This is a genomic window from Bradyrhizobium sp. CCBAU 45389 (assembly GCF_028128625.1).
GTDB lineage: Bacteria > Pseudomonadota > Alphaproteobacteria > Rhizobiales > Xanthobacteraceae > Bradyrhizobium > Bradyrhizobium liaoningense_B.
Genome location: NZ_LBIY01000097.1, coordinates 421,181 through 436,435 on the forward strand (window position 1 = coordinate 421,181; position 15,255 = coordinate 436,435).

Consider the following 15,255-nt stretch of genomic DNA (forward strand, 5'->3'; position numbering starts at 1 on the left):
CGTTTTCCGGTCCTCTGATGCAAAATCTGTTCTACGTCCGCCATACCTGCCGTCTCTGCCATTCCGACAAGCAGGAGCTGGTCGTTCCGATGGCCGGCATGCCCATCGGCACGCCGAACTTCCAGGTGCCGAACGCCAGCGTCGACGATCCGGTCTTCCGGGCCGCGGTGCCGATGGCGCTACACCTGTGCAGGGATTGCGGCCACCTCCAGATCCTCCATGTCGGCAATCCGGAGGTCCAGTACCGCAACTACGTCTACACGACCTCGCTCTCGCTCGGTCTGCGCGAGCACTTCGCCGGCTATGCCAACGACGTCGTCAGCCGCTTCGGGATCGCGCCGGGCTCGCTGGTCGTCGAGCTCGGCAGCAATGATGGATCGCTGCTCGGCTACTTCAAGGAGCGCGGCATGCGGGTGCTGGGCGTCGATCCCGCCGTCGACATCGCGCGGCGCGCGACGGAGGCGGGGATCGAGACCATCGGCGATTTCTTCACCGACGTGATCGGTCACCGCATCCTTCAGAGTCACGGCGCGGCCAGCGTCGTGATCGCCAACAACATGATCGCTAATGTCGACAATCTCGATCCGCTGGTGATCGGCGTTCGCGACGTGCTGGCGCCGGACGGATTGTTCGTGTTCGAGACGCAGTACGGCGTCGACGTCACCGAGAAGAACCTTCTCGACACCGTCTATCACGAGCATCTGTCGTATTTTAACATCAAGCCGTTGATCCGTTTCTTTGCCCGGCTCGGCATGGAGCTGATCGACGTCCAGCACATCTGGACCAAGGGCGGCTCGATCCGCGTCACGGTGCAGCGCGCCGGCGGCCCGAAGAAGCCGTCCGCTGAAGTCGCGCGCTTCGTCGCCGAGGAGGACCGGCTCGGTGTCGATCAGCCGGCTTATTACGCACCCTATGTGAAGAGAATCGCCGCGATCCGCGACGAGCTGATTGCAATGGCCGACGCCGCCCATGCGCGCGGTCAATCGGTTGCCGGTTACGGCGTCTCGGTCGGTACCACGACGCTGCTGCCGCAGTTCGGCCTGGAGAACAAGATCGACTTTCTCGTGGACGACGATCCCAAGAAGGCGAACGTGATGGCCGGACCGGGGTACGACATCCCGATCCTGCCGCCCGCCGCCCTTTACGAGCGCAAGCCGGCCTTCGTCGTCGTGTTCGCCTGGCGCTATGTCGACCCGATCCGGGCCAAGCATGCCCGCTATTTTGCCGAGGGCGGAAAGTTCGTGGTGCCGCTGCCGGGCATTACCATGGTGGACCGGGCCGACTGACGCTGCCGGGGGGCTTGAAGGCCTCCCCGGGATGGCGCCTTGCGGGCGGTGGATAAGTCATTGATCCACATGGCCTCTGCACGGGGGTCCGAGGGAGGGCGGCTTGCCCGCACAAGCCCTCTATATCTTGACCTTTGGTCCCATCCGCAGTAGATACCCGGCACTCGCAGCCGGCCCGTTAGACGCGGATCTCCGGCGCGGCTTTAAATCCCCGAACAATCGAGCCCGGTTCCCGGCTCATCCTTCGAGACAGAGGGCTGGGCCAACGGCGGCTGTTCGGATCCCTGAAATTCATGTGCGTCTGTCGACGGACGCTGGACCTCAAACGATGGCAGTCAGCCCGTTCAAGTTCTTGCAGGAAGTGCGCTCGGAGACCGCCAAGGTCACCTGGCCGACCCGCCGCGAGACCACGATCACCACCATCATGGTGTTCGTCATGGTCGCGGTGGCCTCTATCTTCTTCTTTGCCGCCGACCAGATCATCCGTGTCCTCATCACCTTCCTTCTGGGCATTCACTGATGGCTACAGCAACCGCTCAAGTGTCCGACAAGCGCTGGTACATCGTCCACGCCTATTCGAACTTCGAGAAGAAGGTCGCCGAATCGATCCGCGAGCAGGCCAAGCAGCGCGGCCTCGAGGAGCTGTTCGAGCTGGTGCTGGTTCCGACCGAGAAGGTCACGGAAGTGCGCCGCGGCCGCAAGATCGACGCCGAGCGCAAGTTCTTCCCGGGCTACGTGCTGGTGAAGATGAAGCTGACCGACGAGGCGTTCCATCTGATCAAGAATACGCCGAAGGTCACCGGCTTCCTCGGCGCTGAAAACAAGCCGATGCCGATCTCGGAAGCCGAGGCCATGCGCATCCTGCACCAGGTGCAGGAAGGCGTGGAACGGCCGAAGGCGTCGGTGTCGTTCGAGATTGGCGAGAACGTGCGCGTGGCCGACGGCCCGTTCGCCTCGTTCTCGGGTGTGGTCGAGGAGATCGACGAGGCGCGCTCGCGCGTGAAGGTCGCGGTGTCGATCTTCGGCCGCGCTACGCCCGTCGAACTGGAATTCGGTCAGGTCGAGAAGGTCTGACCGGGTAGCGCGTGAGGCTTCGGTCTCACGCAACGAGAGGCCGTGGGAGGGAGAGGGCGGTTGCCAGCCGCATCCGACCCAGACCACGAACCTGAAACCGCCGGCTCCGCCGGCACAACAGGAGTGATACATGGCAAAGAAAGTGACCGGATACCTGAAGCTTCAGGTCCCGGCCGGTGCGGCGAATCCTTCGCCCCCGATCGGTCCCGCGCTCGGTCAGCGCGGTCTCAACATCATGGAGTTCTGCAAGGCGTTCAACGCCCAGACCCAGAAGGAAGAGAAGAACACCCCGATCCCGGTGATCATCACCATTTACGCGGACCGTTCCTTCACCTTCGAGATGAAGACGCCGCCGATGTCCTACTTCCTCAAGCAGGCCGCCAAGATCCAGTCCGGCTCGAAGGCGCCGGGCCGTGACAAGGCCGGCAAGGTGACCAAGGCGCAGGTGCGCGAGATCGCCGAGAAGAAGATGAAGGACTTGAATTGCGACACCATCGAATCGGCCATGAAGATGGTCGAGGGCTCCGCCCGCTCGATGGGTCTGGAAGTTGCGGGGTAAGCGGCCATGGCAATCGGAAAGCGTTTGAACAAAGCCCGTGAAGGCATTGACCGCGAAAAGCTTTACCCGCTCGCGGACGCCATCAAGATGGTCAAGGAACGCGCTAAGGCGAAGTTCGACGAGACCATCGAGGTCTCGATCAATCTCGGCGTCGATCCGCGTCACGCCGACCAAATGGTTCGCGGCGTCGTGACCCTGCCGAACGGCACCGGCCGTACGCTCCGCGTCGGCGTGTTCGCCCGCGGCGCCAAGGCCGATGAAGCCAAGGCCGCCGGTGCCGACGTCGTCGGCGCCGAGGACTTGGTCGAGAAGGTGCAGAACGGCTCGATCGATTTCGACCGCTGCATCGCCACCCCCGACATGATGCCGCTGGTCGGCCGTCTCGGTAAGGTGCTCGGTCCGCGCGGCCTGATGCCGAACCCGAAGATCGGTACCGTGACCATGGACGTCACCGGTGCGGTGAAGGGTGCCAAGGGCGGCTCGGTCGAGTTCCGCGTCGAGAAGGCCGGCATCCTGCAGGCCGGCGTCGGCAAGGCCTCGTTCTCCGAGGAGAAGCTGGTCGAGAACATCAAGGCTCTCGCGGACGCTGTCTCCAAGGCGAAGCCGGCTGGTTCCAAGGGCACCTACATCCAGCGCGTTGCGGTGTCCTCGACGATGGGCCCGGGCGTGAAGGTCGAGCCGGGCACCATTCTCGGCTGAGGTTTGGAAATTGCATGAGGCGAGGGGCGGAATTGGGCAACCGATTCCGCCCCTTTCCATTTTCGTCGGCACTCACCGGAAACAAGAACAATGGCTGACAAGGTCCTGATCTACTCGCGCTTTCCCAAGTCGATGATGGCGCGCTTCGCCGAGCGGTTCGAGCTGCTCGACACCGGCGGCAAGCCTGCGGGCGAGGTGTTTCCGGCCGACGAGCTCGGCGGCATCCGCGCGATGCTTGCCCAGGGTGGCAGCCCGCTCGGCGCGGAGGCGATGGACCTGTTTCCAAAGCTCGGCACCATCGTCTGCTACGGTACCGGCTATGACGGCATCGACCTGAAGGCGGCCGCCGCGCGTAATATTACGGTCGGCCACAGCCCCGGCGCCAACGCGGCCTCGGTCGCCGATATCGCGATGACCCTGATGCTGGCGGCGACCCGCCGGATCCTGGTCGCCGACCAGTACGTCCGCAGCGGCGACTGGGCCGCATCCAAGCAGTCGCCGATGATGCGCCCGCAGGCCGGCATGCCCAGCCGGCGCATCGGCGTCTACGGCATGGGTGAGATCGGCCGCAAGATCGCGGCGCGCTGCGCCGCCTTCGAGAGCGAGGTCGGCTATTTCAGCCGCACCAGATACGATCTGCCCTATCAATATTTCCCGTCGCTCGAAGCGCTTGCCGACTGGTGCAGCGTGCTGATGATCGCGGTGCGGGCAGGGGCCGAGACCCAGCATGTCGTCAATTCCGATATCCTGGGGCGACTGGGTGCCGACGGCTACGTCGTCAACATCTCCCGCGGTTCGGTCATCGACGAGAAAGCCCTGGTCGCGGCGCTCACCGACAAGACCATCGCTGGCGCCGGCCTCGATGTCTACGAGAAGGAGCCGCACGCGCCCGATGCCCTGACGGCGCTCCCCAATGTGGTGCTGGCTCCACATATCGGCGGTCACACCCTGGACTCGCACATCGCCATGCAGGACTGCGTGCTGGCGAACCTGACCGCGTTCTTCGAGGGCAAGCCGCTGCCTTACGCGGTCAAATCGGCCTGAATCGGTCCTTGTTGGGCTGTCTCAAGCCCGGTCGGCAACGGATTGGAACTGGTGTGAATTTTGCTCTTGGCAAGCAGGCCCGGAGCGGTTAAAGAACCGCCTCCGGACGTGCCGGCCTCGGCTGGCGCGTTCGTGCACGCATTCCGAAAACCCGACACGGCAGGAGATCATTCCTTTTCAGGACGTCCGCAAGGATTTGCCGGAAAAGGAAGGAAAGCCCGTCGGTTGGCTGGGATGCGGGCAGGGGTCGGGCGGTTCGCCGGCTGACCTTGTCCTGTCCAAGACTGCAGGCGCCTGCGGGAAATTTCGATTTCTCAACGGCTTAATCGCATGGCCTGCATAGACGGGTGAAGACCGGATTTCACTTCGCCTTCCACCTTAGCGGTGGTTGCGGAACGGGTCTGGTTCGGACCTCGACACGCCGTGGGCCTTAGTGGGCTCCCGGAGGGCAGGCTTTGAATTGTCGTCTCGCCCGGCGCGTGTTCCAGGGGTTTTGGCCCCGAGGTTCAGGTTTTGGGCGGGGCGATGGGTGCAACCCGGCGGTCCCGCTTTCGCGATGACCGCCAACCGGAAAGAGCTTGCTGTGGAACGAGCGGCAAAAAAGGAAGCGGTCGAACAGCTCAATGGGGTCTTCAAGACCACGGGCGTCGCGGTCGTTGCTCAATATTCCGGCCTCACCGTCGCCCAGATGCAGAAGCTGCGCCAGCAGATGAAGCAGGCGGGTGCCTCGGTGAAGGTCTCGAAGAACCGTCTCGCCAAAATTGCTCTTGAAGGCACTGACGTCGTTGCCATCGGCCCCATGCTGAAGGGACCGACCGTGATCGCCACTTCGAACGATCCGGTAGCGGCGCCAAAGGTCGCCATCGAATTCGCCAAGGCGAACGAAAAGTTCGTCATCGTCGGCGGCTCGATGGGAAAGACCGTCCTGAATGTCGACGGCGTGAAGGCGCTTGCCTCGCTGCCGTCGCTTGACGAACTGCGCGGCAAGATCGTCGGCCTCATCGTGGCCCCGGCGACCAAGCTGGCCCAGCTCGCCAATGCGCCCGCGGGCAAGCTCGCGCGCGTCATCCAGGCTCATGCCTCAAAGGGCGAAGCGGCCTGACGCCCTTCGCAAAACTCAAACCCGAACCAGACTTACACGTAAGGAAACTGAACAATGGCTGACTTGCAGAAGATCGTTGACGACCTCTCGAGCCTCACCGTGCTCGAAGCTGCTGAACTGGCGAAGCTCCTCGAAGAGAAGTGGGGCGTTTCGGCTGCCGCGGCTGTCGCCGTGGCCGGCCCGGCTGGCGGTGGCGCTGCTGCCGCTCCGGCGGAAGAGAAGACCGAGTTCACGGTCGTTCTCGCCTCTGCCGGCGAGAAGAAGATCGAGGTCATCAAGGAAGTCCGCGCCATCACCGGTCTCGGCCTGAAGGAAGCAAAGGACCTCGTCGAGGGTGCTCCGAAGCCGCTGAAGGAAGGCGTGAACAAGGAAGAAGCCGAGAAGATCAAGGCCCAGATCGAGAAGGCTGGCGCCAAGGTCGAGCTCAAGTAAGCGCCGCTTACTGGCACGAGGTCCCGGGCGAGCGTCAGCTAGGCTCGGGACCCTGGTCCCCTCGAGAGGGCGGGCCGGATGCAAAAGGCGTGCGACGGAACCATCCGACGCAGGCCGAACACGAAAAAGTGTGGGGATTTGCGGGTTTAACCCTCGAATCTGAACTATTGTCGCCCCATATCGGGTCGACAGCACGAAAGCGCGGTGGGCAGGGAGGCCGGATTTCCCTGTAAGCCGTTGGGAGAGCAGGCTATTTCGGGCTTTTGCAGTCCGTGAAGACGATCGTTGTGACGGGCGGGCGCGCACACCAGCGCCCCGCGCGTCGTTTTGCGTTTTGAAGGTCTGAAGAACAGATTCAGGACATTCCTGCCTGAACCTGAGTTTCTGGCCCCCAAAACGGGTTCGAAAAATTCAACCCGGGGAGCGGTGGCAGCCGCGTTCCGGACGGCGCGCCCGGAGCGGGCGACGAAATGAGAGGCCACGATGGCGCAGCAGACATTCACCGGTCGCAAACGCGTTCGCAAGTTCTTCGGACACATCAAGGAAGTCGCCGAGATGCCGAACCTCATCGAGGTTCAGAAGGCGTCCTATGACCAGTTCCTGATGGTCGACGAACCCCAGGGCGGTCGTCTCGACGAGGGTCTGCAGGCGGTGTTCCGCTCGGTGTTCCCGATCTCGGACTTCTCGGGCACCTCGATGCTGGAATTCGTCCGCTACGAGTTCGAGCAGCCGAAATACGACGTCGACGAGTGCCGCCAGCGCGGCATGACCTTCGCTGCGCCGCTCAAGGTGACGCTGCGCCTCATCGTGTTCGATATCGACGAGGAAACCGGCGCGAAGTCGGTCAAGGACATCAAGGAGCAGGACGTCTACATGGGCGACATCCCGCTCATGACGATGAACGGCACCTTCATCGTCAACGGCACCGAGCGCGTCATCGTCTCGCAGATGCACCGTTCGCCGGGCGTGTTCTTCGACCACGACAAGGGCAAGACCCATTCGTCGGGCAAGCTGCTGTTCGCCGCCCGCGTGATCCCGTATCGCGGTTCCTGGCTCGACATCGAGTTCGACGCCAAGGACATCGTCTATGCGCGTATCGACCGTCGCCGCAAGATTCCGGTGACGTCGCTGATGTTCGCCCTCGGCCTCGATGGCGAGGCGATCCTGTCCACGTTCTACAAGAAGATCCTCTACAAGCGGACCAAGGAAGGCTGGCGCGTTCCGTTCGACGCCAACCGTTTCCGCGGCTACTCGACCGTCAACGACCTGATCGATGCCGATACCGGCAAGGTCGTGCTCGAGGCCGGCAAGAAGCTCACCGTCCGTGCCGCCCGTCAGCTCCAGGAGAAGGGGCTGAAGGCGCTGCGCATGGCCGACGAGGAGCTGGTCGGCAACTACGTTGCCGAGGACCTCGTCAACCCGAAGACCGGTGAGATCCACGCCGAAGCCGGCGAGGAAATCACCGACAAGCTGATGAAGGCGCTCAACGAGCAGGGCTACAAGGAGCTGCCGCTGCTCGACATCGACCACGTCAATGTCGGCCCCTACATCCGCAACACGCTCTCCGCGGACAAGAACATGACGCGTGAGGACGCGCTGTTCGACATCTACCGCGTGATGCGTCCGGGCGAGCCGCCGACGCTGGAATCGGCGCAGGCCATGTTCCAGTCGCTGTTCTTCGACGCCGAGCGCTACGACCTCTCCGCGGTCGGCCGCGTCAAGATGAACATGCGCCTCGACCTCGATGCGCCCGACACCCAGCGCACGCTGCGCAAGGAAGACATCCTCTCCGTCATCAAGACGCTGGTGGACCTGCGCGACGGCAAGGGCGAGATCGACGACATCGACCATCTCGGCAACCGCCGTGTGCGCTCGGTCGGCGAGCTCATGGAGAACCAGTACCGCATCGGTCTGCTGCGCATGGAGCGCGCGATCAAGGAGCGCATGTCCTCGGTCGACATCGACACGGTCATGCCGCAGGACCTGATCAACGCGAAGCCCGCGGCGGCTGCCGTGCGCGAGTTCTTCGGCTCCTCGCAGCTCTCGCAGTTCATGGACCAGACCAACCCGCTGTCGGAGATCACCCACAAGCGCCGCCTGTCGGCGCTTGGACCGGGCGGTCTGACCCGCGAGCGCGCCGGCTTCGAGGTGCGCGACGTGCATCCGACGCATTACGGCCGTATCTGCCCGATCGAGACGCCGGAAGGTCCGAACATCGGTCTGATCAACTCGCTCGCGACCTTCGCGCGCGTGAACAAGTACGGCTTCGTCGAGACGCCGTACCGCAAGGTCAAGGACGGCCGCGTCACCGACGAGGTCGTGTACCTCTCGGCGATGGAAGAGGGCCGCTACACGGTCGCGCAGGCCAACGTGCCGCTCGACCCGAAGGGCCGCTTCACCGAAGACCTCGTGGTCTGCCGTCACGCCGGCGAAGTCTTGCCGGTGACGCCGGACAAGGTCGACTACATGGACGTGTCGCCGAAGCAGCTCGTCTCCGTCGCCGCGGCGCTGATCCCGTTCCTCGAGAACGACGACGCCAACCGCGCGCTGATGGGTTCGAACATGCAGCGCCAGGCGGTGCCGCTGGTTCGCGCCGAGGCGCCGTTCGTCGGCACCGGCATGGAAGGTGTCGTTGCGCGTGACTCGGGTGCTGCGATCGCGGCGCGCCGTTCGGGCGTGATCGACCAGATCGACGCGACCCGCGTCGTCATCCGCGCCACGGAAGATCTCGATCCGACCAAGTCGGGCGTCGATATCTACCGCCTCATGAAGTACCAGCGCTCCAACCAGTCGACTTGCATCAACCAGCGTCCGCTGGTGAAGGTCGGCGACATCGTCAAGAAGGGCGACATCATCGCCGACGGTCCGTCGACCGATCTCGGCGAGCTCGCGCTCGGCCGCAACGTGCTCGTCGCGTTCATGCCGTGGAACGGCTACAACTTCGAAGACTCGATCCTGCTCTCCGAGCGGATCGTGAAGGAAGACGTCTTCACCTCGATCCACATCGAGGAGTTCGAGGTAATGGCCCGCGACACCAAGCTCGGACCCGAGGAAATCACCCGCGACATTCCGAACGTCTCGGAAGAAGCGCTGAAGAACCTCGACGAAGCCGGTATCGTCTACATCGGTGCGGAAGTGCGCGCCGGCGACATCCTGGTCGGCAAGATCACGCCGAAGGGCGAAAGCCCGATGACGCCGGAAGAGAAGCTGCTGCGCGCCATCTTCGGCGAGAAGGCTTCCGACGTTCGCGACACCTCGCTGCGCGTTCCTCCGGGCGTGCAGGGCACGATCGTGGAAGTACGCGTGTTCAACCGTCACGGCGTCGACAAGGACGAGCGTGCGCTGGCGATCGAGCGGGAAGAGATCGAGCGTCTGGCCAAGGACCGCGACGACGAGCAGGCGATCCTGGACCGCAACGTCTACAACCGTCTTGCCGAGCTGCTCGAAGGGCGGCAGGGCATTGCGGGCCCGAAGGGCTTCAAGAAGGACACCAAGATCACCCGTGCGGTGCTCGAGGAGTACCCGAAGTCGCAGTGGTGGCTGTTCGCTTCGCCGAACGACAAGCTGATGGCCGAGATCGAGGCCATGCGGAAGCAGTACGACGAGTCGAAGAAGGGGCTCGAGCAGCGCTTCCTCGACAAGGTCGAGAAGCTTCAGCGCGGTGACGAATTGCCGCCCGGCGTGATGAAGATGGTCAAGGTCTTCGTCGCGGTGAAGCGCAAGATCCAGCCCGGCGACAAGATGGCCGGCCGCCACGGCAACAAGGGCGTGGTGTCGAAGATCGTGCCGATCGAGGACATGCCGTTCCTCGAGGACGGTACGCACGCCGACATCGTGCTCAACCCGCTGGGCGTGCCCTCGCGCATGAACGTCGGACAGATACTCGAGACTCATCTCGGCTGGGCCTGCGCCGGCCTCGGCAAGCGCATCGGCCAGACGGTCGATGCCTATTTGTCGAAGCAGGACATCAAGCCGCTGAAGGAAACCTTGAAGAAGGTCTACGGCGAGGACGAGACCATCAAGTCGCTCAACGACAATGAGCTGCTCGAACTCGGTCATAACCTCAGCCGCGGCGTTCCGATCGCGACGCCGGTGTTCGACGGCGCCAAGGAAGCCGACATCGAGGAGATGCTGAAGCTTGCTGGTCTCGACGCTTCGGGTCAGTCGACCGTCTACGACGGCCGCACCGGCGATCCGTTCGATCGCAAGGTGACGGTGGGCTACATCTACATGCTCAAGCTGCACCATCTCGTCGACGACAAGATCCATGCGCGTTCGATCGGTCCGTACTCGCTCGTCACCCAGCAGCCGCTGGGCGGCAAGGCGCAGTTCGGCGGCCAGCGCTTCGGCGAAATGGAGGTGTGGGCGCTCGAGGCTTACGGCGCGGCGTACACGCTCCAGGAAATGCTGACGGTGAAGTCGGACGATGTCGCCGGCCGCACCAAGGTGTACGAGGCGATCGTGCGCGGCGACGACACGTTCGAGGCCGGTATTCCGGAATCGTTCAACGTGCTGGTCAAGGAAATGCGCTCGCTCGGCCTCAACGTCGACCTGCACAACTCCAAGATGGGACCGGCGCCGACGTCGGAAGCGGCCGAGTAATTCGACCTTTCATGCCCGGCCTTCGCGGCCGGGCATTGGCGCCCCTCCCGAGGCCTTGAGGGCAGGGCGCCGTGCTCGAGTGATTTTCGAATTTGCGGCCGGAGGCGACCGGCACGCGAGGAGAAGACGATGAACCAAGAAATTATGAATCTCTTCAACCCGACGACGCCGGCTCAGGTCTTCGACCAGATCCGGATCTCGATCGCGTCTCCAGAGAAGATTCTGTCCTGGTCCTACGGCGAGATCAAGAAGCCGGAGACCATCAACTACCGTACCTTCAAGCCCGAGCGCGACGGCCTGTTCTGCGCCCGCATCTTCGGGCCGATCAAGGACTATGAGTGCTTGTGCGGCAAGTACAAGCGCATGAAGTACAAGGGCATCATCTGCGAGAAGTGCTCGGTCGAGGTCACGCTGTCGCGCGTCCGGCGCGAGCGCATGGGCCATATCGAGCTCGCAGCCCCGGTCGCCCACATCTGGTTCCTGAAGTCGCTGCCCTCGCGCATCGGCCTCCTGCTCGACATGACGCTGAAGGATCTCGAGCGGATCCTCTACTTCGAATACTACGTCGTGCTGGAGCCGGGCCTCACCGCGCTGAAGGACCGTCAGCTGCTGTCGGAAGACGAGTATCTGAAGGCGCAGGACGAATACGGCCAGGACAGCTTCACCGCCATGATCGGCGCCGAAGCGATCCGCGAGCTGCTCAAGGGCATGGACCTCGAGAAGCTCGAGGCTAGCTTGCGCGTCGAGATGCAGGAGACCGACTCCGACATCAAGCACAAGAAGCTCGCCAAGCGCCTGAAGATCGTGGAAGCGTTCCGCCACTCCGGCAACAAGCCGGAATGGATGATCATGACCGTGGTCCCGGTGATTCCGCCGGACCTGCGTCCGCTGGTGCCGCTGGACGGCGGCCGCTTCGCGACCTCCGACCTCAACGACCTCTACCGCCGCGTCATCAACCGCAACAACCGCTTGAAGCGGCTGATGGAGCTGCGCGCGCCCGACATCATCATCCGCAACGAGAAGCGCATGCTTCAGGAAGCGGTCGATGCGCTGTTCGACAACGGCCGCCGCGGCCGCGTCATCACCGGCGCCAACAAGCGTCCGCTGAAGTCGCTCGCCGACATGCTCAAGGGCAAGCAGGGTCGCTTCCGCCAGAACCTGCTCGGCAAGCGCGTCGACTATTCGGGTCGTTCGGTGATCGTGGTCGGTCCCGAGCTGCGCCTGCATCAGTGCGGCCTGCCGAAGAAGATGGCGCTCGAGCTGTTCAAGCCGTTCATCTATTCGCGGCTTGACGCCAAGGGTCTGTCCACCACGGTGAAGCAGGCCAAGAAGCTGGTCGAGAAGGAGCGGCCCGAGGTCTGGGACATCCTGGACGAGGTCATCCGCGAGCATCCGGTGCTGCTCAACCGCGCGCCGACGCTGCATCGCCTCGGCATCCAGGCGTTCGAGCCCGTGCTGATCGAGGGCAAGGCGATCCAGCTTCACCCGCTGGTCTGCTCGGCGTTCAACGCCGACTTCGACGGCGACCAGATGGCCGTGCACGTCCCGCTGTCGCTCGAAGCGCAGCTGGAAGCGCGCGTCCTGATGATGTCGACCAACAACATCCTGCATCCGGCGAACGGCCAGCCGATCATCGTGCCGTCGCAGGACATCGTGCTCGGTCTCTACTACGTCTCGATCATGCGCGAAGGCCTGCCCGGCGAGGGCAAGATCTTCGGCGACATGGCCGAGCTCGAGCACGCGCTGCATGCGAAGGTCATCCACCTCCACACCAAGATCAAGTATCGGTGGCAGGGCATGGACGAGACCGGCAAGGTCTCGACGCGCTGGATCGAGACCACCGCCGGCCGCGTCATGCTCGGCAATCTGCTGCCGAAGAATCCGCGGATTTCGTACGAGATCATCAACAAGCTGATGACCAAGCGCGAGATTTCGGGCGTCATCGACCAGGTCTACCGTCACTGCGGTCAGAAGGAGACGGTGATCTTCTGCGACCGCATCATGGCGCTCGGCTTCTACAATGCGTTCAAGGCCGGCATCTCGTTCGGCAAGGACGACATGGTCGTGCCGCACGGCAAGTGGAAGATCGTCGACACCACCCGTACGCTGGCGAAGGATTTCGAGCAGCAGTACAACGACGGTCTGATCACCCATGGCGAGAAGTACAACAAGGTCGTCGACGCCTGGTCGAAGGCCACGGAAGAAATCGCCAAGGCGATGATGAAGGAGATCTCCTCGACCAAGAAGACGGCGAGCGGGGCCGATGCCGACATCAACTCGATCTACATGATGGCCCACTCCGGTGCCCGCGGTTCGCCGGCCCAGATGCGCCAGCTCGCCGGCATGCGCGGCCTGATGGCCAAGCCGTCGGGTGAGATCATCGAGACGCCGATCATCTCGAACTTCAAGGAAGGCCTCTCGGTGCTCGAGTACTTCAACTCGACCCACGGCGCCCGTAAGGGCCTCGCGGACACCGCGTTGAAGACCGCGAACTCGGGCTACCTGACCCGTCGTCTCGTCGACGTGGCGCAGGACTGCATCATCACGCAGTCCGACTGCGGCACCAAGCTCGGCATCAAGATGCGCGCCATCGTCGATGCCGGCACCGTGGTTGCTTCGCTCGGCTCGCGCATCCTCGGACGCACGGCCTGCGAAGACATCCGTGATAGCTCGGGCAAGGTGATCATCAAGCGCGACACGCTGATGGAGGAGAGCCATCTGGAAGCCATCCAGCAGGGTGGCGTGCAGGAGGTGAAGATCCGCTCGGCGCTGACCTGCGAGCTCGTCAACGGCATCTGCGGCAAGTGCTACGGCCGCGACCTCGCCCGCGGCACGCCGGTCAACCACGGCGAAGCGGTCGGCGTCATCGCGGCGCAGTCGATCGGCGAGCCGGGCACCCAGCTCACCATGCGCACCTTCCACATCGGCGGTGCGGCGCAGCTCAACGAGCAGTCCTTCGTCGAAGCCAACTTCGACGGCAAGATCGTGATCCGGAACAAGGCCATCGCCCGCAACAGCGAAGGTCACCTGATCGCGATGGTGCGCAACATGGTGGTGGCGATCGTCGATGCCGACGGCACCGAGCGTGCGACACACCGTGTCCAGTACGGCTCGCGCCTGCATGTCGACGAAGGCGACATGGTCAAGCGCGGCCAGCGCGTCGTCGAGTGGGATCCCTACACCCGTCCGCTCCTCACCGAAGTCGAAGGTACGATCGGCTTCGAGGATCTGGTCGAGGGGCAGTCGATCTCGGAAACGCTCGACGAAGCCACCGGTATCGCCAAGCGCGTGGTCATCGACTGGCGCTCGACCCGCGGCGGCTCGGACCTGCGTCCGGCCATCGTGGTCAAGGGCAAGGACGGCAAGGTGCTCAAGCTCGCCCGTGGCGGCGATGCCCGCTACATGCTGTCGGTCGACGCCATTCTCTCGGTCGACGTCGGAGCCAAGGTCAACCCGGGTGACATCCTCGCCCGTGTCTCGACCGAAAGCGCCAAGACGCGTGACATCACCGGCGGTCTGCCGCGGGTGGCGGAACTGTTCGAGGCCCGGCGTCCGAAGGATGCGGCGATCATCGCCGAGATCGCGGGCACCATCCGGTTCGGGCGCGACTACAAGAACAAGCGTCGCATCTCGATCGAGCCGATGGACAAGACCGAGGAGCCGCGCGAGTACTTGATCCCGAAGGGCAAGCACATCCACCTTCAGGACGGCGACGTCGTCGAAAAGGGCGACTTCATCGTGGAAGGCAACCCGGCGCCGCACGACATCCTTGCGGTCAAGGGCATCGAGGAGCTCGCGGCCTACCTGGTCAACGAAATCCAGGAGGTTTACCGGCTCCAGGGCGTGCTCATCAACGACAAGCACATCGAGGTGATTGTCCGTCAGATGCTCCAGAAGGTGGAAGTCACCGACCAGGGCGACACGGACATGATCTCCGGCGAGCAGGTCGACAAGATCGAGTTCGACGCGCTGAACGAGAAGGCCAAGGAAGAGGGCAAGAAGCCCGCCACGGGAACGCCGGTTCTGCTCGGCATCACCAAGGCGAGCCTGCAGACCCGCTCGTTCTTCTCGGCGGCTTCGTTCCAGGAGACCACCCGCGTCCTCACCGAGGCGGCGGTCAACGGCAAGATCGATCCGCTCGAAGGCCTCAAGGAAAACGTCATCGTCGGCCGGCTGATCCCGGCAGGCACCGGCGCCTCCATGGCCAAGATCCGCGAAGTCGCCATGAAGCGCGACAAGCTGATCCTGGACGAGCGCGAGAAGCAGGCGTCGGTCGTGCCGCCCGCGCCGGAAGCGGAGCTTCCTGCGCTGCCGCCCGCGGAATGATCGTTCATCCGTAGGAATACCGAGGACAATGAAAAGGCCGGCGCAAGCCGGCCTTTTTGCTGCTTTCTTTGCTTGCTGCGATGCAGGATCAACCTTTGTTCATCTTTCCTTCAGGCGCAAAAGCGCTTCTG

10 protein-coding genes are annotated in these 15,255 nt (G+C 63.5%); all 10 read left to right on the forward strand.

Going from position 1 to position 15,255, the window contains the following annotated elements; genetic code table 11:
- The first annotated feature begins 17 nt into the window (after positions 1-17).
- The 10 genes from XH79_RS34900 to rpoC all read left to right on the forward strand — a co-directional run bounded on the left by XH79_RS34900 (position 18) and on the right by rpoC (position 15,124).
- Positions 18-1,286, forward strand: coding sequence for a class I SAM-dependent methyltransferase (locus XH79_RS34900; protein ID WP_271584629.1), 1,269 nt, complete (start codon positions 18-20; stop codon positions 1,284-1,286).
- 328 nt (positions 1,287-1,614) lie between these two features.
- The gene (gene secE / locus XH79_RS34905) at positions 1,615-1,806 is read left to right on the forward strand and encodes a preprotein translocase subunit SecE (protein WP_007602984.1); all 192 of its coding nucleotides are present in this window, start codon (positions 1,615-1,617) and stop codon (positions 1,804-1,806) included.
- Positions 1,806-2,360 carry a transcription termination/antitermination protein NusG gene (gene nusG / locus XH79_RS34910; protein ID WP_018647229.1) on the forward strand — a complete coding sequence of 185 codons (555 nt, stop codon included), beginning with the start codon at positions 1,806-1,808 and terminating at the stop codon, positions 2,358-2,360. Before secE ends, nusG begins: the two co-directional genes overlap by 1 nt.
- A gap of 130 nt (positions 2,361-2,490) precedes the next feature.
- Positions 2,491-2,919, forward strand: coding sequence for a 50S ribosomal protein L11 (gene rplK, locus XH79_RS34915; protein WP_011088164.1), 429 nt, complete (start codon positions 2,491-2,493; stop codon positions 2,917-2,919).
- A gap of 6 nt (positions 2,920-2,925) precedes the next feature.
- Entirely contained in the window at positions 2,926-3,618 is a 693-nt protein-coding gene (gene rplA, locus XH79_RS34920) for a 50S ribosomal protein L1 (protein WP_035729586.1), read from the forward strand.
- A gap of 90 nt (positions 3,619-3,708) precedes the next feature.
- The gene (locus tag XH79_RS34925; protein WP_271584630.1) at positions 3,709-4,662 is read left to right on the forward strand and encodes a 2-hydroxyacid dehydrogenase; all 954 of its coding nucleotides are present in this window, start codon (positions 3,709-3,711) and stop codon (positions 4,660-4,662) included.
- 583 nt (positions 4,663-5,245) lie between these two features.
- Positions 5,246-5,764: a 50S ribosomal protein L10 gene (rplJ, locus tag XH79_RS34930; RefSeq protein WP_212345949.1), complete on the forward strand. Its 519-nt coding sequence runs from the start codon at positions 5,246-5,248 to the stop codon at positions 5,762-5,764.
- Between the two features lie 54 nt (positions 5,765-5,818).
- Entirely contained in the window at positions 5,819-6,196 is a 378-nt protein-coding gene (rplL, locus tag XH79_RS34935; protein WP_018647233.1) for a 50S ribosomal protein L7/L12, read from the forward strand.
- Between the two features lie 483 nt (positions 6,197-6,679).
- The gene (gene rpoB / locus XH79_RS34940) at positions 6,680-10,798 is read left to right on the forward strand and encodes a DNA-directed RNA polymerase subunit beta (protein WP_183245041.1); all 4,119 of its coding nucleotides are present in this window, start codon (positions 6,680-6,682) and stop codon (positions 10,796-10,798) included.
- 129 nt (positions 10,799-10,927) lie between these two features.
- Complete coding sequence (gene rpoC / locus XH79_RS34945; protein WP_212345946.1) at positions 10,928-15,124, forward strand: DNA-directed RNA polymerase subunit beta'; 4,197 nt, start codon at positions 10,928-10,930, stop codon at positions 15,122-15,124.
- Positions 15,125-15,255 lie beyond the last annotated feature (131 nt).

What these genes read in the sequence shown, in the direction of transcription:
- XH79_RS34900 (WP_271584629.1), top strand. Translation starts at nt 18, where the DNA reads ATGCAAAATCTGTTCTACGTCCGCCATACCTGCCGTCTCTGCCATTCC.
- secE (WP_007602984.1), top strand. Translation starts at nt 1,615, where the DNA reads ATGGCAGTCAGCCCGTTCAAGTTCTTGCAGGAAGTGCGCTCGGAGACC.
- nusG (WP_018647229.1), top strand. Translation starts at nt 1,806, where the DNA reads ATGGCTACAGCAACCGCTCAAGTGTCCGACAAGCGCTGGTACATCGTC.
- rplK (WP_011088164.1), top strand. Translation starts at nt 2,491, where the DNA reads ATGGCAAAGAAAGTGACCGGATACCTGAAGCTTCAGGTCCCGGCCGGT.
- rplA (WP_035729586.1), top strand. Translation starts at nt 2,926, where the DNA reads ATGGCAATCGGAAAGCGTTTGAACAAAGCCCGTGAAGGCATTGACCGC.
- XH79_RS34925 (WP_271584630.1), top strand. Translation starts at nt 3,709, where the DNA reads ATGGCTGACAAGGTCCTGATCTACTCGCGCTTTCCCAAGTCGATGATG.
- rplL (WP_018647233.1), top strand. Translation starts at nt 5,819, where the DNA reads ATGGCTGACTTGCAGAAGATCGTTGACGACCTCTCGAGCCTCACCGTG.
- rpoB (WP_183245041.1), top strand. Translation starts at nt 6,680, where the DNA reads ATGGCGCAGCAGACATTCACCGGTCGCAAACGCGTTCGCAAGTTCTTC.
- rpoC (WP_212345946.1), top strand. Translation starts at nt 10,928, where the DNA reads ATGAACCAAGAAATTATGAATCTCTTCAACCCGACGACGCCGGCTCAG.